Below are 19,599 nucleotides of genomic sequence, written 5' to 3'. Positions count from 1 at the left end.
TGGAACCGTAGGGGTTCAGAGGATCCGGCCATCCCAGCCGACCGTGACATGCCGTGGCAACTCGCGGCGATGCTCCAGCAACCAGGCATCCAATGTGTGCCCGACATGGGTCAGCACGCCCAACTGCGCACCCGTTTCCTCGATGCTCTGCAACGCCAGCGTCAGGTCATTGTGATTGCGCGGTGCCTGCGGCTGCGGCGGCATGGAGCAGTCCAGCACCAGCACATCCAGGGGTTCGCGTTGCAGCCAGGCCAGGGTCGCAGGCGGCAGGCCGACGGTGTCGGTGAGGTAGGCGATGCGTCGACCCTCGCCTTCCAGCAGGTAACCCAGGGTTGGTTTGGAATGCTGCAACGGCAACGCGGTGACGCTCAGTTCGCCAAACTGCCGGGTTTCACATTCGCTGAATGGCTGGCTGAAATCCAGGATGCCCGGATGTTTGTACAGATCGGACAAACCTTCGGCATCCACCGGTCCGTGCACCGGAATCACCAGCCCTTGCCCCCAGCGCAGGTGCAACAGACCCTGGGCATGATCGGCATGATAGTGGGTCTGCAAGATCCCGTTGAAACTGCGCGGCGGGAAGCGTTCGGTGAGGTCGGGCAAACCGCTGTCGATCAACCAGCGCTGGTCGCCGCATTCGATCAACGCGCTGCACGGGCGACGGCGCAGGCTGGCATCATTGCGCGCCAGACCACACGCGGCGCACTCACAGCCATACACCGGGACTTGCCGCGCGTCACCGGTGCCGAGCAAGGTCAGGCGCATGCCGAGTGCCCGTGATCGATGCAGCACAGCAGGCGCTCGACCGTATGCTCCAGCGGCCCGGAGTTATCCAGCACGAACAACCCCGCACCGTTGCCGGCGATCAGCTCGGCGGTGAACCGCGCATTGCGCGCCAGGCGCGCTTCGATATCCGCCAACGCCTCACGGCCCCGTGCGATCAGGCGTTCGCGTAACACCGCCTGGTCCACCGTCAGCAGCAACACCAGCGAAGTCGGGTAGCGTTCACGAGTCTGTGCCAGATGGGCACGGGAGCCGTTGACCAGCACGTCGTCCCCCGCAGCCAGCCACTCATCGATCTCTTTGGGAATGCCATAGGACAAGCCATTCGCCTGCCAGCTCAGGGCAAATGCGCCCTCAGCCTGCATCGTAGCGAACTGCTCCGGGCTGACGCCCTGCGCCGCTTCGCCCACCGCTTCCGCCGAGCGGGTGATAACGCGGCGCACAATGCGGCAACCGCGCTCGGCCAAGCGTGGGCGTGCGGCATCCAGCAGGCTGTCCTTGCCCGAGCCGGACGGCCCGATGAGATAGATCAACCTGCCTGCCATCAAAACACCCTCTTCGCTTGTCGCCATACTTGTTGCACTACAGGCAGCCCTTCGCGGCTGCGGGCCTGGACCAGGTCGGCGCGCAGGCCGAGGGCAATCTCGCCACGGTCCTTCAGCCCTGCCGCTTGCGCAGGCGCCAGGCTGATCATCTTGACCGCCCGTGACAGGTCGCCGCCGTCTTGCTGGTCAGCCAGCACGAAGGCCGCCTGCAACAGGCTGGCCGGGTAGTAATCACTGGAAAGTATATCCAGCAAGCCCTCGGCCGCCAGGCCGGCGGCGGCCACATTACCCGAGTGCGACCCGCCGCGCACCACGTTCGGCGCGCCCATCAACACTTTCATGTTCAACGCCTGGCAGCCCTGCGCCGCCTCAAGCGTCGTGGGGAATTCAGCGATGGTCATGCCATAGCGTGCCGACTCCTGCACATGGGCCAGCGTCGCATCGTCGTGGCTAGCTACCGAGAGGCCACGCGCCAGACAATGCTCGACGATAGCCGCACGGTAGCGGTCGCTGTAGGCCAGGGAGTTGGCCTTTTGCAGCACGATGAAGGCGTCCATGGTTTCGTCGTTCAGGTGGTACTTGCCCATGTAGTACTCACGGTACTTGGCTTCAAGCACGAACTGGCGCTGGCCCGGCGAATGGTCCATCACCGACACCAATTGCACCAGCGGGTTTTCCACCAGGTCGCGGAACACACTGAGGGTGTCCGGGTGGCACAGCTCGCAACGCAGATGCAGGTGGTGCTCGGCGCGGGTCAGCCCGGCACCTTCTGCCTGGGCGATGGCATCGAGCATCGCCGGCAGTTTTTTCATGCGGTTGCCCTTGGGGTTCACGTCGCCGATGGACACCGCATCGAAGACGGTGGTGATGCCCGCCGCGATAATCTGCGCATCGTGGCTGAGCACTGCCGAGGTCGACGGCCAGTCCACGCCGGGGCGCGGGGTCATGTGCTTTTCCAGGTTGTCGGTATGCAGCTCCACCAGGCCCGGCAGCAGGAAATCACCGCCCAGGTCCTGGGCCTGGGGCAATTGGCTGCGGCCTTCGGCGAGGTCGACGATCTTGCCGTCACGCAACACCACCGAGCCCAGGAACATGCGATCAGCCGTGACGACCTGGGCATTACTGAGGATCTGTTCAACGGGCATGGGCGTATTCCTCTTGGGCAACAGGCGTGGGGGTCATGTCGAAATGGCGGTCGGCCACCGCTTCACGGGCGGCGCGGTCGTGGAAGATGCCGATCAATGCAGCGCCGGCTGCCTTGGCTTCGTTCATCAGTTCCAGCACCACCTGGCGGTTGTGGTCGTCCAGGGAGGCGGTGGGTTCGTCCAGCAGCATCACCGGCCAGGCCACCATGAAACCGCGGGCGATGTTGACACGCTGTTGCTCGCCACCGGAGAAAGTGCCGGGCGCCAGTGGCCACAGGCGCTGGGGGATGTTCAGACGGGTCAGCAGGTGTTCGGCGCGCTGTTGTGCCTCGGCTTTCGACCCGCCTCGGGCCAACGCCGGCTCCATAACCACATCCAGGCACGCCACACGCGGAATCACCCGCAGGAATTGGCTGACGTAGCCCAGGGTCTGCTGGCGCACCTGCAGAATCTCGCGGGGCGCGGCGCCCACCAGCTCCAGCCACTCGCCGGCATGGCGCACACGAATGCTGCCACCGGCCGGTAGATAGTTACCGTACAGGGTACGCAACAAGGTGCTTTTACCCGCACCGGACTGACCGTGCAGCACCAGGCATTCGCCGCCCTGCACACTGAACTCCACCCCGCGCAGCACATTAAGTACTACACCGTTCTGCTGATGCAGGGTGAAGGTTTTCGAGAGGTCACGGACCTCGATCAAGGCATTTGTCATGGCTGCAATACCGAAGACACCAGCAGTTGAGAGTAAGGGTGCTGTGGATCGTCGAGGATCTGGTCGGTGAGCCCGGTTTCCACTACACGGGAGCGACGCATCACCATCAGGCGGTCGGCCAACAGGCGTGCCACGGCCAGGTCGTGGGTGACGATCACCACCGCCAAATCCAGTTCACGCACCAGGCCGCGCAGCAGGTCGAGCAGGCGTGCCTGCACCGACACGTCGAGGCCGCCGGTGGGTTCGTCCATGAACACCAGCCGTGGGCTGGAAACCAGGTTGCGGGCAATTTGCAGGCGCTGCTGCATGCCGCCGGAAAAGGTGCGTGGCAGGTCGTCGATGCGTTGTGGGTCGATCTCCACCTGCGCCAGCCAGTCCAGGCCGGCGCCACGCAGTTGCGCGTAATTGCGCACGCCCTGGGCCATCAAGCGTTCACCAATGTTGGCGCCGGCCGACACGCCCATGCGCAAACCATCACGCGGGTTCTGTTCGACAAAGCCCCATTCGGTGCGCAGCAAAGTGCGGCGCTCGGCTTCGCTGGCGCTGTAGAGGTCGAGCCATTCGCCGTCCTGGCTGCGGTAGCCAATGCTGCCGGCTTGCGGTGGCAGGCGGCCGCTCAACAACGAAAGCAAGGTGGATTTACCCGAGCCGGACTCACCGACAATCCCAAGCACTTCGCCGGGGTACAGATCGAAGCTCACACCCTGGCACCCCTTCTCCGGGCCGTACAACAGGGACAGGTCACGTACTTGCAATAACGGCTGGCTCACTGGTTGTTCTCCTTCACCCGCTGGGCGCAATACCACGTGTCGGAACACACAAAACTCTGGGTTCCAGCGTCATCCAGAATCAGCTCATCAAGGAACGATTCATGGCTGCCGCAGATTGCGCAGCTGTGCTCCCACGTCTGCACTTCGAACGGGTGATCCTCAAAGTCGAGGCTGGTGACCTGGGTGTATGGCGGCACCGCGTACAGGCGCTTCTCGCGGCCGGCGCCAAACAGCATCAGCGCCGGGCTCATGTCGAGTTTGGGGTTGTCGAATTTGGGGATTGGCGACGGGTCCATCACGTAGCGTTCATCCACCGTCACCGGGTAGGCGTAGGCCGTGGCGATGTGGCCGAAGGTGGCGATGTCCTCATACAGCTTCACGTGCATCACCCCGTAATCATTGAGGGCGTGCATGGTGCGGGTCTCGGTTTCCGACGGTTCGATAAAACGCAGCGGCTCTGAGATCGGCACCTGGAACACCATGATCTGGTTCGCCTGCAAGGGCGTTTCCGGGATGCGGTGGCGGGTCTGGATCACCGTCGCTTCGGGGGTCGCTTCGGTCGTGGCGACGCCTGCGGTGCGCGCAAAAAAGCGGCGGATCGACACCGCGTTGGTGGTGTCGTCGGCGCCCTGGTCGATGACCTTGAGCACGTCATCGTCCCCCAGGATCGCGGCGGTCAATTGCATGCCGCCGGTGCCCCAGCCGTAAGGCAGCGGCATCTCGCGGCCACCGAACGGCACCTGGTAGCCGGGGATCGCGACGGCCTTGAGCAAGGCGCGACGGATCATGCGCTTGGTCTGTTCGTCGAGGTAGGCGAAGTTGTACGCGGCGTCATTCATGGCTCGGGCCCTCGGCCGGTTGGCGCAGTTTGCGGATCAGTTCCAGCTCGGACTGGAAGTCCACGTAGTGCGGCAGTTTGAGGTGGGAGACAAAGCCCGCGGCCTCGACGTTGTCGCAGTGGGCCAGCACGAACTCTTCGCGCTGGGCGGGCGAGACGATCTCTTCGTTGTACTCCTCGGCGCGCAGCGAGCGGTCCACCAGGGCCATGCCCATGGCCTTGCGCTCGGCATGCCCGAAGGCCAGGCCGTAACCCCGCGTGAACTGCGCCAGCTCGGTAGCCGAACCGACAAACTGGTTGACCATCTCGCACTCGGTCACTTCGATGCTGCCCAGGCAGATGGGGAAACCCAGTTCTTCCGGTTCGATCCACACCTCCACATCACCGATGCGAATCTCACCGGCAAACGGGTGGTTGCGGCCGTAGCCACGCTGGGTCGAGTACCCCAGCGCCAGCAGGAAACCTTCGTCGCCACGGGCCAGGGCTTGCAGGCGCTCGGCGCGGCTGGCCGGGTATTCCAGCGGGTCGCGGGTGATGTCGGCAACACGGGCGTTGTCGTCGGTTTCGGTCTTTATCAGGCCTTCTTTGGCGAGCAGGCCGAGCACCCGTGGGCAGTCTTCCAGCGTCGCCTCCGGCACGGTCTGCGGCCCCGGGTACTCACCTTCGGCCAGCAGGGCAAAATCCAGCAGGCGGTGGGTGTAGTCGAAGGTCGGGCCGAGCAGTTGGCCGCCGGGCAGGTCCTTGAAGGTGGCTGACAGGCGCCGACTCAACGACATGCGGGCGGTATCGATCGGCAGGCTCGGGCTGAAGCGCGGCAGCGTGGTGCGGTAGGCGCGCAGCAGGAAGATCGCCTCCACCAGGTCCCCCGCCGCTTGCTTGATCGCCAGCGCGGCGAGTTCTTCGTCGAACAGCGAGCCTTCGGTCATCACCCGCGCGACGGCCAGGGGCAGTTGCTCGCGGATTTGCGTCACGCTCAGTTCCGGAATCGCGGTATCGCCCCGGCGTTTTTTTGCCAGCAGGCGGTGGGCATTGTCGATGGCCTGTTCGCCACCTTTGACGGCTACGTACATCAGGCGTGCTCCTGTGCAAGGCGGCTGCTGCGTGGCAGGCCGATCAGGTGATGGCCGGCGGCAAACAGCACGTCCAGGCCACGGGGAAAGGCTTCGCGCCGTTGGCGTTCCTGCCAGAAGGCTTGCGGCACCGGCACGTGCACCTGGCGCTGGGCCTTGATCCCCGGGCCGCGCCAGAGCAGGCCGCGACCGGACTCCAGGTCGGTGAGCTGCACGAGCAAGGTGCAGGACTGGTCGGGGTAGCGGTCGTTGCCGTGGTCGAAGCCGCTCAGATCCAGCAGGTCGTGTTCACCGAGCAAGGCGAACACCGCTTCTTCGCGACTCGACGTCAGCGGGCAACCGCAGTGGAACGCCAGGTTGGCGCGGATCAGCGGCGTGTCGAAGCTCGGTGAAAGCCACAGCGGCGTGTCCACGTCCAGCAGAGCCAGGCACAAGGCATACGTCGCCGGCGCCAGGCCGTCGAGGTGTGGGGCGGATGGCAGGTGCTGGATCAACCCCGGTTCGGCCAGGGCCTTGAGGGCGGCGCGAAAACCACGTTGGGCATCCAGTACCGGGTCGACAAACGCCGGTTGCAACAGGTGCGCATTCATCAGTTTTCTCCTCGCACGAGGGTGAAGAACTCGACTTTGGTGGCAGCGGTGTCCGCCTCTTTTTCAGCACGACGCCTGACCTGGGCGTTCGCCAGGGCAGTGATCAGATCGCTGAGCCAGATACTCGGCTGCGCGCCTTGCAGATGGGCGTCGGCCAGGGCGGCCAGCTCGGCATGCACCTTGTCGCGCCCGGCCAGGTAGCTGTAGCCGGTGCGGCCATCGGCCAGGCGCACTACGCAGCGGGTCACGCTCATTTCACCGACGTTGAACGGTGCGCCATTGCCGCCCATGCGACCGCGTACCAGGGTCATGCCGATTTCCGGGGCGCGAATAAGCTGGTACTCCGCGTCTTTCAAGGCCGCTTCATGGGGTTGCAGTTCACTGAGCTGGGCGCGGGCCAGCACGCCGATCCAATGTTGTCGCGGGGACAGGTTCATCAGGGTCTCCATCAAGTCACCACTTGGTACTGGAAGCGATCCGAACGGCTGGTGGACTGCGCCAACTCCACCGGGTGGCCGTCGCGATCGCGGGAAAGGGTGAATACGGTGAGGGCCGGCAAGTGCCGAGGCATCATCAGCAGCGCGGCTTCGTCACGGTTGGGCAGGCGCGCACCGATCAGGCTGTGGGTGCGGGTCAATGGCAGGTCGCGTTCGCGCAGGTACTGGCGCAGCGAACCGCCGGTGTAGTCGGCGAGCAACGGCGCACGGCTGGCGCAGTAGCGATGGCGGATCAGGCTGACGGGCTGGTGGTCGAGCTTGCGCAGGGTTTGCAGCTCGATCATCGGCGCCATTTCGGCGATCCCCAGGTGCAGCGCTTCTTCACGGCTGGCGTAGCAGTAGCGGCGCTTGAGCAACAGCGCCTGCACACCGACGCCCTGGGCTGACAGGGATTGGCTGTAAGAGGTCTCGGCGCCCATCGGGTAGATCAGCGGCCGGTCGAGCACCTGGGTGCCCTTGCCCTGACGGCGTAACAGGCTGCCTTCGAACACCAGCTCATCGATGGCGCGACGCAGGGTGTGGCGGTTGACGCCGAAGCGCTCGGCCATGTGCACCTCGCCGGGCAGGAAATCACCGGCGCTGTAGCTGCTTAATTCACGGCGCAGGATATCCGCGAGTTCGCGGTACACCGGCTCATCTTGTCTAGACAACTGCATGCTTAAAAAAAGCGCCGCGCGGGCACCCCTCCGAGGTCAGATGAACTGCTTGCGCAGGCGTTGGGACAGCACGTCGATCAGGCTCACCACCACGATGATCACCAGCAGCACCGCGCAGGTCTGGACGAACTGGAAGGCACGGATGTTTTCCCACAGGATCACGCCGATCCCGCCCGCGCCGACCATGCCCACCACCGTCGCCGAACGCACGTTGGCTTCGAAGCGGTACAGCGCGTAGCTCACCCACAGCGGCATCACTTGGGGGATCACGCCGTAGATCACTTCCTGCAAGGCGCTGGCGCCGGTGGCCCGTACGCCTTCAACAGGGCCGGGGTCGATAGCCTCGACAGCTTCGGCGAACAGCTTGGCGAGGACGCCGGTGGTGCTGATCCACAGCGCCAGTACGCCGGCGAAGGGGCCGAGGCCGACGGCAACCACGAACAACATGGCGAACACCATTTCGTTGATGGAGCGGAACGCATCCATCACGCGGCGCAGCGGTTGGTGCACCCACCACGGCGTGATGTTGTCGGCGCACAAGATGCCCAGCGGCACCGAGCAGACGATGGCCAATACCGTGCCCCACAGGGCGATCTGCACGGTGACGATCATCTCCTTGAGGTAACTGCGCCATTCGTGGAAGTCCGGCGGGAAGAAGTCGGCGGCGAAGGTCGCCATGTTTCCGGAGTCGCGGTACAGCGCCAGCGGGTTCATTTCCGCGCCGTGCCAGGCCCAGGCCAGCAGGACCAGGAACAGGCCCCAGCCGAGGTATTGCGGCCAGGTGCGTTTGCCGACGGCTTCAGCATGCAAGGTTGTCATGGGGCACTCTCAATAACGGTGGGAACTGGATCTCTGTGGGAGCGGCGGTGCGACGATTCGACTTGCTCGCGAATGCGGTGTGTCATTCAATGCATCCGGCGACTGATTCACCGCTTTCGCGAGCAAGCCCGCTCCCACATAAACCCGGCTCCTACAGGGGGTTAGCCGTTGGCCGCAGTTTTTTTGTCGAGCTCGGAGATGCGCTGTTGCAGCTTGGCCAGGTCGGCGTCGATATCCGCCAGCTTCTTGGCCTTGTCGGCAGCCTCCAGCTTGTCGTCGGCACTGATGGTGGTGCGCTGCTTGAACAGCTCCAGCTGACGGATCGGCAACAGTTGGTCATCGCTGGACGGCAGGAACTTGCCCAACTGCATGTTCTTCAGCACCGCCTTCTCTTCATCGGTGTCGCCGTAGTGGGCAAAGAAGTCGCGGATCTTGGTCTTCTCGCTGTCGCTCAGCGCCTTGCTCCACACCATCGGGTCGGCCGGGATCAGCGGCGATTTCCAGATCACCTTGAGCATGGCGGCCTTGTCCGGCTGGGTGACTTCCAGACGCTCCCAGCTCTCGGTATTGAAGGTGGCAACGTCCAGTTGCCCCTTGGCCACGCTCAACGCGTTGACTTCATGGCTGGAGTTGAGCGTGCGCTTGAACGCGGTGGCGGCATCCACGTTGTTCTTGGCGAATACGTAGTAGCCCGGCACCAGGTAGCCCGAGGTGGAGTTCGGGTCACCGTTGCCGAAGGTCAGGTTCTTGGCGTTCTTGAGCATGTCGTCGACGTTGTTGATCGGGCTGTCCTTGCGCACGATCAGCACGCTCCAGTAACCGGCGGCGCCGTTGGCGGCGGCGGTCTGGGCGAAGATCTCACCGTTGGAACGGTCCACCGCTTCCATCGCGGCCTTGTTGCCGAGCCAGGCCACGTCGACCTTGTTGAAGCGCATGCCCTGGATCAGGCCGGCGTAGTCGGAGGCGAAGGTGGCGTTGATGGTCAGGCCGGTCTTCTTGTGCATGTCATCCAGGAATGGCTGCCAGATGCTCTTGAGGTTCTGCGAAGACTCGGTGGACATGATGCCGAAGTTGATCACCTTGTCGGCGGCGTGGGCATTGCCCAGCGCGACACTGGCCAGCAATACGGCAGACAGAAACACATGGCCGATACGGTTCAACATGGAAAGGCTTCCTGTGGGTCGTGAGTAGGGTTTCAAGCGCGCGCCAGGGTCAGCCGAGGGGTGACGGTGGCGTGGCGGGTCTGGTCGGAAAACATCAGGCTGGTGTCGACGTCGGCACCGTACAAATCGTTGAGGAACTGGCTGCTCATCGCACTGCCCTGCCCGTCGAAATGAATGCGCCCACCTTTAAGGGCCACGGCACGCGGGCAATAACGCATGGCGTAATCGACTTGATGCAGGGTCACCACCACGGTCTTGCCGTCGCGGCGGTTGATGTCGGCGAGGATCTCCATGACTTTGCGCGCCGACTCCGGGTCGAGGGAGGCGATGGGTTCGTCGGCGAGGATCACCTCGGCGCGCTGGGTCAATGCGCGGGCAATCGCCACGCGCTGCTGCTGGCCGCCGGACAAGGTCGAGGCACGTTGCGCCGCCAGATCGGCCAGGCCGACGCGGGCCAGGGACTCCAGGGCAAACGCCTTCTCTTCGGCATTGAACAACCCCAGGCTGCCACGCCAGCGCGGCATGCGGCCCAGGCAACCGAGCAGCACGTTGTCGAGCACGCTCAGGCGATTGACCAGGTTGAACTGCTGGAAGATGTAGCCGATGTCCGCGCGCAACCGCCGCACCTTGCCGTTCAAGCGTCCACTGGCCTGCACTTCCCGGCCCAACACCTTGACGCTGCCGCCGTTGTTTTTGTCGCAACAGGCCAGGCCCGCCAAGTGGCGCAACAAGGTGGACTTGCCGGAACCCGAAGCGCCAATCAGCGCGACCATCTCACCCGGGGCAATGGTGAGTTCGAGGTCGACCAAGGCGGATTTCTTCGCAAAGGTCTTGTTCAAGTGATCGACATGGATAGCGTGATTCATGGGCTTCTCTGTCTTGTTTGAACAGCCTGGGATGGCTGCGGTTGAGTTCAAACGACAGTAGGCGCGGGAGGTGTCAGCGCTATTACTTGCACATGACTGGAGGGGGTCGGTTGGGTGAAGGTTTTATGAAAGGTTGCAAGTGAACTCAAATGGCACACACCCACACTGTGGTGAGCGGGCTTGTTGGGGTGAGTCTGCCTTGAGGTATTCTGCGCTCCCGTCATTGCATGAGGGCCACCCACCCTTAGCGAACCAAAAAACCTGGACGACCAAACCCAATGATCATCACCAAGGCGTGCCCCGTAGTCCTTCGCACAACACAGACTTTGGAAATCCTTGCATTCGAACACCCGCTTGCCGGTTTACAACTGGTCAAGGGCAGTGTTGAGCCAAACGAAACGACAGCCGCTGCGGCTATTCGCGAGTTACAGGAAGAAGCCGGTATAACCGGCAACGTCATTCGGAACTTGGGAACCTGGCATTCAGAGATCACCGGCCAGACTTGGGCATTTCACCAGTGCCATGTGTCGGCAGACCTTCCCGATAGTTGGACTCATTTTGCAGAAGATGATGGGGGCCATTGCTTTCGCTTCTTCTGGCACCCCTTGGGCAGCGAACTCACCAATGAATGGCACCCGATCTTTAAGGGCGCGCTGACCACGCTCATAGAGAAGCTTGGTTCTGAAGCGCGTTGAGCAGGACGTTCCCTACAGCAGTCATTCACATTCTGGACGCAAAAACGTTTGGTTAAGGTTTGATGGAAGGTTTCGATGGCGATTGTGACAACCCCTGCTTCAATCTGTTTGAGCCGCCCGGTATATATGCCCTACTAGGCGCAAAGCTTGAGATATGTAGGGAGTTTAGCTAGTTTATTAAAATCACATAACATTGATAATTTCGGTATATCCATGAATCCTATTACTAACCCCTACTCCCCCGGAGCAGGCACACCGCCGCCCGAGCTTGCTGGTCGAGGTGAGCTACGAGAGCGTGTACGGATAGGTATAGCCCGCTTGCGAGTAGGTCGTCCGGCAAAAAGCGTGTTGATGGTCGGACTCCGAGGGGTTGGAAAAACGGTATTACTCGATCAAATGCGACTGGATGCAGAAGGGGAAGGTGTTCACACCATACGTATTGAAGCCCCTGAGAATCGATCTCTTCCGGCGTTGCTCGCCCCTCAGTTGCGTTTGGCCCTTCTGCGACTGAGCCGTCTGGACGCGGCAAAGGATCTGGCCCGCCGTGGCTTGCGTGCACTGGCAGGCTTTGCCGGCTCACTGAAAGTCATCTATGCCGATATTGAGGTGGGACTGGATCTCGAACCTGAGGCGGGCCTAGCGGATAACGGCGATCTGGAGGCAGATCTTTCAGCACTGCTTGAGCAAGCAGGCCTGGCAGCCAAGTCGGTTGGCTCCGCCCTGGTGATTTTTATCGACGAAATGCAATACGTCGAAGAGTCACAATTCTCTGCACTCATCTCGGCGTTGCACCGCTGCGCTCAGTCACGCCTGCCTGTCACCGTGGTGGGGGCAGGTCTTCCTCAATTGCGAGGTCGAGCGGGCAACGCAAAATCATATGCAGAAAGGCTGTTTGACTATCCGGAAATTGGGCCTCTGTCTGAGGCAGAGGCAACACTCGCCATCGTCAAACCAGCTGAAGATGAAGGCGTCGCATATGATCCAGCAGCCGTTGGAATCATCGTCAGTAAAACCCGGGGTTACCCTTATTTCCTGCAAGAATGGGGCAATCACGCATGGGATGTCGCAGGGGAAAGCCCTATCACGATTGACGACGTAGAACTTGCCTCCGGCGAGGCCGTAGCGGCGCTTGACGAGAGCTTCTTTCGGGTACGTTTTGATCGTCTCACTCCAACAGAGAAGAAGTACCTGCGAGCAATGGCAGAACTCGGACCCGGGCCGCACCGATCCGGTGACATTGCCGATCGACTGGGTCGTCGAGTTCAGGCTCTGGGGCCCATCCGCAATAGCCTGATTGCGAAAGGAATGATCTGGAGCCCGAATCATGGGGACACGGCATTTACAGTCCCTCTTTTCGATGAGTTTATGAAACGGATCATGCCGGGAGATAAATGGGATTTTGCTAACTGACCAACACTGGCAGTTGCCATTGAGATGACCTTCGGGAGCAAGGCCGTTCAAACAGTTGCGCCGTCGACCTCAGGAGAGAATTGCGTCGCCTGTGCGCAATCTTGGGGTGACGAAGTCCAGGAAGGCCCGCACCTTCAGTGGCAACGGAGCCTGGCCCTTGTGCACCAGGCTGATGGGCAACGCGGTCGATTCGAATGGCTGCAGCACCACCTGCAAATCACCTTTTCGCACCGCTTCAGCCACTTGATACGACAACACTCGAATCACCCCGACCCCCAACGTTGCCGCTGTGATTGCGGCTTCCGCCGTGTTCACCGACAGCCGCGAATGCACCGGCACAGTCTGCTGCGCCTTCCCCGCACCAAACACCCAGGCGCCCACCGAGGACAGCACGTCGAAGGTGATGCAACTGTGGTCCCTAAGCGCCTGGGGCGTGGCCGGCATGCCATGGGTTTGCAGATACTGTGGGCTGGCACACACCACCCGCCGCACCTTGCCAACCTGCACCGCCTTGAGCGAGCTGTCCGGCAAGTCACCAATGCGCACGGCGACGTCGCACTGCTCTTCCATCAAGTGCACCACGCGGTCGGTGAGCATCAGGTTGACGCTGATCTCCGGGTACTGCGCCAGAAACGCCGCCACCACCGGCACGATATGCAGGCGCCCGAAAACGATGGGCGCGGTCACCGTCAGCTCACCTCTGGGCACGGCATATTCGCCGGTGGCCGCCCGCTCGGCTTCACCAATCTCTTCAAGAATCCGCCGGCACGCGGCCAGATAGGAGGCCCCCACGTCCGTCAACGACAGCTGCCGCGTGGTGCGATGCAACAGGCGGGATTTCAGATGAGCTTCCAGCTCCGCCACCTTGCGACTGACGGTGGCCAGGGGCATGTCGAGCTGGCGAGCCGCCGCCGACAAGCTGCCCGCGTCCACCACTGCAACAAACACTGACATCGACTCAAGACGGTTCATGGCGCCCTATCAAATTCTGGAAGGATGATTCCCGATCCTAGGGGATTATCGACATAAACGCGACTGCGTAAGGTTGGCCATTCTTCCCTCTGCAACCCAAGGAGCGCGCCATGAGCACAGCCGAGAGTCCCCCGCCGCGAGGCAAGATCATCATGATGGCGGTGATCGCCGGGGCGGTGGTCACCAACATTTATTGCACCCAACCGGTGTTGCCACTGATTGCTTCAGACATGGGCGTCGCATTGTCGACGGTCAACCTGGTGGCGGCCGCGGCACTCCTGGGATTTGCCAGCGGATTGCTCTTGCTGCTGCCGTTGGGCGACCGTTTTGACCGACGCAAGCTGGTGCTGGGCCAGATCGGGCTGGCGTTTTGTTTTGCCCTAGCGGCAGCCTTTGCGCCGAGCATATGGGCGTTGATCGGTGCGTCGTTCGGCCTCGGGATGGTGTGTTGCGTACCGCAGCAACTGGTGCCGTTTGCGGCCGTAATGTCCCCACCCCATGAACGCGGGCGCAACGTGGGTACGGTGGTCAGCGGGATCATGCTGGGGATTCTGCTCGGGCGCACCATCAGCGGCGTGGTCGGCGAGGCGTATGGCTGGCGCGCGGTGTACGAGTTGGAGGCGGCATTCATGGTTGCGGTATGGTTCATCGCGGCGAAGTTACTGCCGCCGGGCGTGCCGAGCAGCAACCTGTCCTACCCGCGCCTGCTGGCGTCGCTGTGGCCGTTGATGCGCGACAACAGCCCGATCCGCCAATCGATGACGGTGCAGGCATTGTTGTGGGCATGCTTTAACGCGTTCTGGGTGAATTTGGCGGCGTTGCTGGCCAATGGGCCATGGCAGTTGGGCAGTGCCTGGGCCGGTGGGTTTGGGATCATTGGGGCGGTGGGGGCATTCGCAGCCTCGTACGGCGGGCGCGCGGCGGACAAGGTGGGTTTCCGCAAGGTGATCGGGGCCAGTGTCGGGATTGTGACCTTGGCGTTTCTGTTACTGGCCGGGGCGCAGACCTCGCTGATTTTGCTGGTTTTGGGAGTGATCGTGCTGGATATCGGGGTGCAGGCAGGGCTGGTCGCGAACCAGACCCGCGCGTTTGCGGTGGACCCGAAGGCGCAGGGTCGGATCAACAGTTTGTACATGACCGCGACCTTTGTGGGCGGGGCGACTGGGGCGACGGTGAGTGGGTGGTTGATGGCGCAGTTTGGCTGGGTGGGAATTGTGGAGTTTGGGGTGGTGTTGGGGGTGGCGGCTGGGGTGATTCATTGGCTGGGTGCGCCGCGCCCCATTCAAGAGCTTGCATAAATACCAGATCAATTGGAGATCAAAACTGTGGGAGCGGGCTTGCTCGCGAAGACGCAGTGTCAGTCACTGTATTAGCTAACTGAACCACCGCTTTCGCGAGCAAGCCCGCTCCCACATTTGGGCTCCAGTGGATGCAAAAATGCAATTCATGGGTATGAAAAAGGCGACCTGTAGAGGTCGCCTTTTTTCATTGTGCGTACTGCTTGCTCAACCCCGGCGGCACGCCGTGCACATCGGTGTCTTCCCACGGCCCGTTCGGGCTGATCGAGCGGCTCCAGCCGTTGCTCCAGCGGTAATACGTGCGCTGGCGATAGAAGGTGTCGGGCTGGTCGTCCAGCACATACACCTGCATCTTGCCGTCCCAGTGGCTGGCGGCGCCTGGAGGTGGGGCAAACGTCGGCGACTTGCTCGGCAAGGGCTTCGGCGGTGGGGTCACCGGGCCGGAAGGTTTGGTGCTCGGCTGGGTCGACGGGCCCGACGGTGGGATGGTCGGGCCGGTGGGCGCAGGAGGTGGGCGGTGGACCGCACAAGCGCTCAGGCCCAATACAAGGCTGAGCAGGGTAATGCGTGCAAAGGCGGTCATGGGCGTTTCCTCGTTTTACTTGTCCGGACTGTCGATGGTCAGCTGCTGCAGCGCAGTGGTGCTGCTGGCCAAGGGTTGGCTGCGGCCGATCCACTCGCCAGTGGTCGGCTGACCGGCCCGGGATATGCGCGCAACCAGTTGGACTTCGGGGAAGTTGGACAGTTTCAATTGCGGCATCATCGCGTCGGCATCGCCCAGTTCGACGGTGATCGGCAGTTCGGCGACGGTCACGCGCTTGGCCGCCAAGGGTGCCGGCGGGCCACTGACGGCGCGGGCGAAGATGAACACGCTGTCGGTGGGCAGGGCTTTGGCCTTCGCCTCGGCGGACAGGTCCACGCGGACTTTCATCACGGCCTTCTGCACCACAGTGCCGCCGCTTTCCTTGAGTTTTTCCGCTGCACGGTCGATGCCGCCTTGCAGCGCCGCACGGGAGTTGTCGTCCGGTGGTAGCTGAGCCAACAGGCGGTTCCAGTAGTCGATGGCCTCCTGATAGTGCTGGCCTTCAAAGGCGGCGATACCCAGCAGGCCCAGGCTGGTAACTTCCTTCGGATCAAGCTTCAGCGCTTCGTCGGTGAGGGCCTGAACCTTCGGCGACCACTGTTTGTTGTCGGCGAAGTACTGCGCCTGTGCCCACTGGCCCAACAGTTCCGGCTGGCGCCCGGCCAGGGCCACGGTGCGTTCGAACACCTTGGCCGCATCGGCGGAGCGGTCCTGGGCCATGTAGGCACGACCGAGGAAATACAAGCCCTCCGCAGAATCCGGCTGGGCAGCGGCGGCGCGTTCCAGGCGCTGGGTCATGTCTTCCATGGACACCGGCGGCTGGGAGAATTCACGGGTCAGTTCAACCTTGTCGCTGGCTCCGTAATGCAGGTACAGGGCGACGCCGAGAACCGGCACCAGAAACGCCGCCAACAACGGCAGCGGCTTGCCCAAACGCGATTCGCGGGGTTTTTCCACACCTTCAGTATCCGCCAGCAATTCGCGGGCAGCTTCGGCGCGGCCGGTGTCGAGTTGCGCGGCATTCAATACGCCTTCGTCCTGCTGCACTTGCAGTTCGGCCACACGTTCCTGGTACAACGCCACGTTCAGCGCGGTGCGGTCCTCTTCACGTTGGGCACGACGGCCGCGCAGGACAGGGATCAACAGGAAACTCAGGGCAATCAGAAGCAGCAGGCCGGCTGCGAGCCAGAAATCAATCATCAGTCTTGGTGTCCAGCAATTGGTCGAGGCGTTTACGCTCATCTGGGGACAGCGCGTCGGATCCATCGGTCGGCGCGGCGCGGCGACGGCGCACGATCACCGCCATTACGACACCACCGGCAAGCAATAGCCCGGCAGGGCCGAACCAGAGCAACGCCGTCTTGCCGGTGAGCGCCGGTTTGTAGCGCACGAAATCACCGTAGCGGTCGACCATGAAGTCGATGATCTGCTGGTTGTCCTTGCCCTCCCCCAGCATGCGGAAGATTTCCTTGCGCAGGTCGGCGGCGATCGGTGCGTTGGAGTCGGCGATATCCTGGTTCTGGCACTTGGGGCAGCGCAGTTCCTTGGTCAGGTCGCGGAAACGCTCGCGCTCGGCGTCGTTGGCGAACTCGTAGGTATCGATGGCGGCGTGGGCCACGCCGGCCAGGCCCAACGCTAAAACGGCAGCGGCTAACAGACGCTTCATGGCTTGGCCTCATCGACCAGGGCCTGGTACTTGGCGGCGAGCTGCTCGCGCCAGACCACTTCGTCGATCACACCGACGTACTTGTCGCGGATCACACCCTTGGCATCGATGAAGAAGGTTTCCGGGGCGCCGTACACGCCCAGGTTCAAACCGAGGTTGCCGTCTTCATCGCGGATATCCAGCTGGTACGGGTTGTGAAACTCCGCCAGCCATTTCAAGGCGGCAGCGTTGTCGTCCTTGTAGTTGATGCCGTAGATCACCACGCCCTTCTCGGCCAGTTTGTTCAGCACCGGGTGTTCGACGCGGCAGGAGATGCACCAGGTGCCCCACACGTTGACCAGCGCCGGCTTGCCCAGCAGGTCGGCCTGGGTCAGGGTCTTGTCACCCTGCACAGTCGGCAGACTGAATGCCGGGAACTGTTTGCCGATCATCGCCGAAGGCAACTCGGCCGGGTCCAGGTACAGCCCGCGATACAGGAACACCGCCACCACCAGGAACATCGCCAGCGGTACTACCATCAACCAACGCTTCATGCCGCCGCTCCTTGCAGGCCGAGGGCTTCACGCACACGGCTTTTCACTTTGACCCGATAACGCCGGTCCAGCGCGGCCAGCAAACCACCAAAGCCCGTGAGCAAACCGCCGAACCAGATCCAGCGCACAAACGGTTTGACGTGCACACGTACCGCCCACGCGCCATCGCCCAGCGGCTCACCGAGTGCGACGTAAAGGTCGCGGGTGAAACCGGCGTCGATGCCCGCTTCGGTCATCATCGAGCTCTGCACGGTGTACAGGCGTTTTTCCGGGTGCAGCACCGCCACTTCCTTGCCGTTGCGCACGACGCGCACGGTGCCTTTGTCTGAGGTGAAGTTCGGCCCTTCGAAGTGCTTGGCGCCTTCGAAGATGAAGTGGTAACCGGCCAGGTCCATGGACTCGCCCGGCGCCAGGCGCAGGTCGCGTTCGGCGCTGTTCTGGCTGGACAGCACCACACCGAGGGCGCACACCGCGATGCCGATATGGGCGATCTGCATGCCCCAGTAGCTGCGGGTCAGGGTCGGCAGGCCTTTGATCAGGCCTTTGTGACGGGTTTTGTCGAAGATATCGCGCACGCCGGCCAGCAACACCCAGGCGGCGAGCAGGAAAGTGGCGAGCACCGCCCAGTTGAAGTCGCCATAGGCAAGCCCGGCGATCACCGCCAGGGCCACGCTGCCGAGCAGCACCGGCATCAGCATGCCGGCCAGCCATTTGACCGGAGTGTCTTTCCAGCGCACCAGCACGCCGACGGCCATCACCACCATCAGCAAACCCATCAACGGGATAAACAATGCATTGAAGTACGGCGGCCCGACCGACAACTTGGCGCCGCTCAAAGCATCCAACACCAGCGGGTACAGCGTGCCGAGCAGGATCATCGACGCGGCCACCACCAGCACCAGGTTATTGCCCAGCAGCAGGGTTTCCCGCGACCACAGGTTGAAGCCGACCTGGCTCTTGACCACCGGTGCGCGCAGGGCGAACAGGGTCAGGGAGCCACCGACCACAAACAGCAGGAAGATCAGGATGAACACGCCGCGCTCAGGGTCGGACGCAAACGCATGCACCGACGTCAGCACACCCGAACGCACGAGGAAGGTGCCGAGCAGGCTGAGGGAGAATGCCGCGATGGCCAACAACACGGTCCAGCTCTTGAACACACCACGCTTCTCGGTGACAGCCAGCGAGTGAATCAGCGCAGTGCCGACCAGCCAGGGCATGAAGGAGGCGTTTTCCACCGGGTCCCAGAACCACCAGCCGCCCCAGCCGAGTTCGTAATAGGCCCACCACGAGCCCAGCGTGATACCAATACCGAGGAACGCCCAGGCGACGATGGTCCACGGCCGCGACCAACGCGCCCAGGCCGCATCAAGACGCCCGCCAAGCAAGGCGGCGATGGCAAAGGCGAAGGCCACCGAGAAACCCACGTAGCCCATGTAGAGCATCGGCGGGTGCACGATCAGGCCGATGTCTTGCAGCAACGGGTTGAGGTCATGCCCGTCCGCCGGAATCTGCGGCAGGATGCGGCTGAACGGGTTGGAGGTCATGATCAGGAACAGCAGGAAGCCGATGCTGATCATGCCCATCACCGCCAGCACCCGCGCCAGCATCACTTGCGGCAATTGGCGCGAGAACACCGACACGGCAAAGGTCCAGCCGCCGAGAATCAACGCCCACAACAGCAGCGAACCCTCGTGGGCACCCCACACGGCGCTGAACTTGAAGTACCAGGGCAAGGCGCTATTGGAGTTATTGGCCACATAAGCGACGGAAAAGTCGTCGGTCATGAACGCGTAGGTCAGGCAGCCGAAGGCGAACAGCAGGAAAGCAAACTGGCCCCAGGCCGCCGGCTGCGCCAGGCTCATCCACAAACGGTCACCACGCCAGGCACCGAGCAACGGCACCACGGCCTGCACGATGGCAAAGCACAGGGCGAGGATCATCGCCAACTGGCCCAGCTCCGGAATAAACAGTGCGGACGTCATGGC

At 62.6% G+C, this 19,599-nt stretch carries 22 protein-coding genes; 3 read left to right on the top strand and 19 right to left on the bottom strand.

Annotated features, from left to right (window positions below; translation table 11 throughout):
• Nucleotides 1–15 precede the first annotated feature (15 nt).
• From phnP to phnC, 13 genes are all read right to left on the bottom strand, one after another.
• On the bottom strand, nt 16–765 hold the full coding sequence (gene phnP / locus BLR69_RS30405; RefSeq protein WP_071496252.1) for a phosphonate metabolism protein PhnP: 750 nt from the start codon (nt 763–765) through the stop codon (nt 16–18).
• Entirely contained in the window at nt 756–1,328 is a 573-nt protein-coding gene (gene phnN, locus BLR69_RS30400; protein WP_071496253.1) for a phosphonate metabolism protein/1,5-bisphosphokinase (PRPP-forming) PhnN, read from the bottom strand. Before phnN ends, phnP begins: the two co-directional genes overlap by 10 nt.
• Nucleotides 1,328–2,473, bottom strand: coding sequence for an alpha-D-ribose 1-methylphosphonate 5-triphosphate diphosphatase (locus tag BLR69_RS30395; protein WP_071496254.1), 1,146 nt, complete (start codon nt 2,471–2,473; stop codon nt 1,328–1,330). Before BLR69_RS30395 ends, phnN begins: the two co-directional genes overlap by 1 nt.
• Nucleotides 2,463–3,185, bottom strand: a complete 723-nt coding sequence (phnL, locus tag BLR69_RS30390; protein WP_071496255.1) for a phosphonate C-P lyase system protein PhnL — start codon at nt 3,183–3,185, stop codon at nt 2,463–2,465. Before phnL ends, BLR69_RS30395 begins: the two co-directional genes overlap by 11 nt.
• Nucleotides 3,182–3,991 carry a phosphonate C-P lyase system protein PhnK gene (gene phnK, locus BLR69_RS30385; protein WP_166794337.1) on the bottom strand — a complete coding sequence of 270 codons (810 nt, stop codon included), beginning with the start codon at nt 3,989–3,991 and terminating at the stop codon, nt 3,182–3,184. The genes phnL and phnK overlap by 4 nt, the downstream gene beginning before the upstream one ends.
• Entirely contained in the window at nt 3,952–4,794 is an 843-nt protein-coding gene (locus BLR69_RS30380) for an alpha-D-ribose 1-methylphosphonate 5-phosphate C-P-lyase PhnJ (RefSeq protein ID WP_071496257.1), read from the bottom strand. The genes phnK and BLR69_RS30380 overlap by 40 nt, the downstream gene beginning before the upstream one ends.
• Nucleotides 4,787–5,863, bottom strand: coding sequence for a carbon-phosphorus lyase complex subunit PhnI (locus tag BLR69_RS30375; RefSeq protein ID WP_071496258.1), 1,077 nt, complete (start codon nt 5,861–5,863; stop codon nt 4,787–4,789). Before BLR69_RS30375 ends, BLR69_RS30380 begins: the two co-directional genes overlap by 8 nt.
• Nucleotides 5,863–6,453, bottom strand: a complete 591-nt coding sequence (gene phnH / locus BLR69_RS30370) for a phosphonate C-P lyase system protein PhnH (protein WP_071496259.1) — start codon at nt 6,451–6,453, stop codon at nt 5,863–5,865. Before phnH ends, BLR69_RS30375 begins: the two co-directional genes overlap by 1 nt.
• Entirely contained in the window at nt 6,453–6,890 is a 438-nt protein-coding gene (gene phnG / locus BLR69_RS30365; protein WP_071496260.1) for a phosphonate C-P lyase system protein PhnG, read from the bottom strand. The genes phnH and phnG overlap by 1 nt, the downstream gene beginning before the upstream one ends.
• Nucleotides 6,891–6,901: 11 nt before the next feature.
• Nucleotides 6,902–7,606 carry a phosphonate metabolism transcriptional regulator PhnF gene (gene phnF / locus BLR69_RS30360; protein WP_076955298.1) on the bottom strand — a complete coding sequence of 235 codons (705 nt, stop codon included), beginning with the start codon at nt 7,604–7,606 and terminating at the stop codon, nt 6,902–6,904.
• A 36-nt stretch (nt 7,607–7,642) separates the two neighbouring features.
• Nucleotides 7,643–8,425, bottom strand: a complete 783-nt coding sequence (gene phnE, locus BLR69_RS30355) for a phosphonate ABC transporter, permease protein PhnE (protein ID WP_058427920.1) — start codon at nt 8,423–8,425, stop codon at nt 7,643–7,645.
• Nucleotides 8,426–8,586: 161 nt separating this feature from the next.
• The gene (gene phnD / locus BLR69_RS30350; RefSeq protein WP_071496261.1) at nt 8,587–9,588 is read right to left on the bottom strand and encodes a phosphonate ABC transporter substrate-binding protein; all 1,002 of its coding nucleotides are present in this window, start codon (nt 9,586–9,588) and stop codon (nt 8,587–8,589) included.
• Between the two features lie 32 nt (nt 9,589–9,620).
• A complete protein-coding gene (gene phnC / locus BLR69_RS30345) occupies nt 9,621–10,454 on the bottom strand; it encodes a phosphonate ABC transporter ATP-binding protein (RefSeq protein WP_071496262.1) in 834 nt (277 codons plus the stop codon).
• Between the two features lie 278 nt (nt 10,455–10,732).
• Between phnC and BLR69_RS30340 the strand changes: the two genes are divergently transcribed.
• Both BLR69_RS30340 and BLR69_RS30335 read left to right on the top strand, forming a co-directional pair.
• Nucleotides 10,733–11,149 carry an NUDIX hydrolase gene (locus BLR69_RS30340; protein ID WP_071496263.1) on the top strand — a complete coding sequence of 139 codons (417 nt, stop codon included), beginning with the start codon at nt 10,733–10,735 and terminating at the stop codon, nt 11,147–11,149.
• Nucleotides 11,150–11,362: 213 nt separating this feature from the next.
• Nucleotides 11,363–12,559, top strand: a complete 1,197-nt coding sequence (locus tag BLR69_RS30335; RefSeq protein ID WP_071496264.1) for an ATP-binding protein — start codon at nt 11,363–11,365, stop codon at nt 12,557–12,559.
• A gap of 69 nt (nt 12,560–12,628) precedes the next feature.
• Here the strand turns inward: BLR69_RS30335 and BLR69_RS30330 are convergent, their stop codons facing one another.
• Nucleotides 12,629–13,531 carry a LysR family transcriptional regulator gene (locus BLR69_RS30330; protein ID WP_071496265.1) on the bottom strand — a complete coding sequence of 301 codons (903 nt, stop codon included), beginning with the start codon at nt 13,529–13,531 and terminating at the stop codon, nt 12,629–12,631.
• 110 nt (nt 13,532–13,641) lie between these two features.
• On the opposite strand from BLR69_RS30330, the gene BLR69_RS30325 reads away from it, so the two are divergent.
• Nucleotides 13,642–14,829 carry an MFS transporter gene (locus BLR69_RS30325; protein WP_071496266.1) on the top strand — a complete coding sequence of 396 codons (1,188 nt, stop codon included), beginning with the start codon at nt 13,642–13,644 and terminating at the stop codon, nt 14,827–14,829.
• 187 nt (nt 14,830–15,016) lie between these two features.
• On the opposite strand, the gene BLR69_RS30320 is transcribed toward BLR69_RS30325, so the two are convergent.
• Genes BLR69_RS30320 through BLR69_RS30300 form a run of 5 tightly spaced genes read right to left on the bottom strand, consistent with a single transcriptional unit; the run spans nt 15,017 to nt 19,596 of the window.
• A complete protein-coding gene (locus tag BLR69_RS30320; protein ID WP_071496267.1) occupies nt 15,017–15,412 on the bottom strand; it encodes a hypothetical protein in 396 nt (131 codons plus the stop codon).
• A 15-nt stretch (nt 15,413–15,427) separates the two neighbouring features.
• The gene (gene ccmI, locus BLR69_RS30315) at nt 15,428–16,612 is read right to left on the bottom strand and encodes a c-type cytochrome biogenesis protein CcmI (RefSeq protein ID WP_071496268.1); all 1,185 of its coding nucleotides are present in this window, start codon (nt 16,610–16,612) and stop codon (nt 15,428–15,430) included.
• Nucleotides 16,605–17,078 carry a cytochrome c-type biogenesis protein gene (locus tag BLR69_RS30310; RefSeq protein ID WP_071496269.1) on the bottom strand — a complete coding sequence of 158 codons (474 nt, stop codon included), beginning with the start codon at nt 17,076–17,078 and terminating at the stop codon, nt 16,605–16,607. Before BLR69_RS30310 ends, ccmI begins: the two co-directional genes overlap by 8 nt.
• Nucleotides 17,075–17,611 carry a DsbE family thiol:disulfide interchange protein gene (locus BLR69_RS30305; protein WP_071488488.1) on the bottom strand — a complete coding sequence of 179 codons (537 nt, stop codon included), beginning with the start codon at nt 17,609–17,611 and terminating at the stop codon, nt 17,075–17,077. Before BLR69_RS30305 ends, BLR69_RS30310 begins: the two co-directional genes overlap by 4 nt.
• The gene (locus BLR69_RS30300) at nt 17,608–19,596 is read right to left on the bottom strand and encodes a heme lyase CcmF/NrfE family subunit (RefSeq protein ID WP_071496270.1); all 1,989 of its coding nucleotides are present in this window, start codon (nt 19,594–19,596) and stop codon (nt 17,608–17,610) included. Before BLR69_RS30300 ends, BLR69_RS30305 begins: the two co-directional genes overlap by 4 nt.
• Nucleotides 19,597–19,599: the final 3 nt, after the last annotated feature.

This window comes from Pseudomonas azotoformans, assembly GCF_900103345.1.
GTDB lineage: Bacteria > Pseudomonadota > Gammaproteobacteria > Pseudomonadales > Pseudomonadaceae > Aquipseudomonas > Aquipseudomonas azotoformans.
Note: the sequence above shows the minus strand (reverse complement) of the source record. Positions and strands in the feature narration are given on the sequence as shown.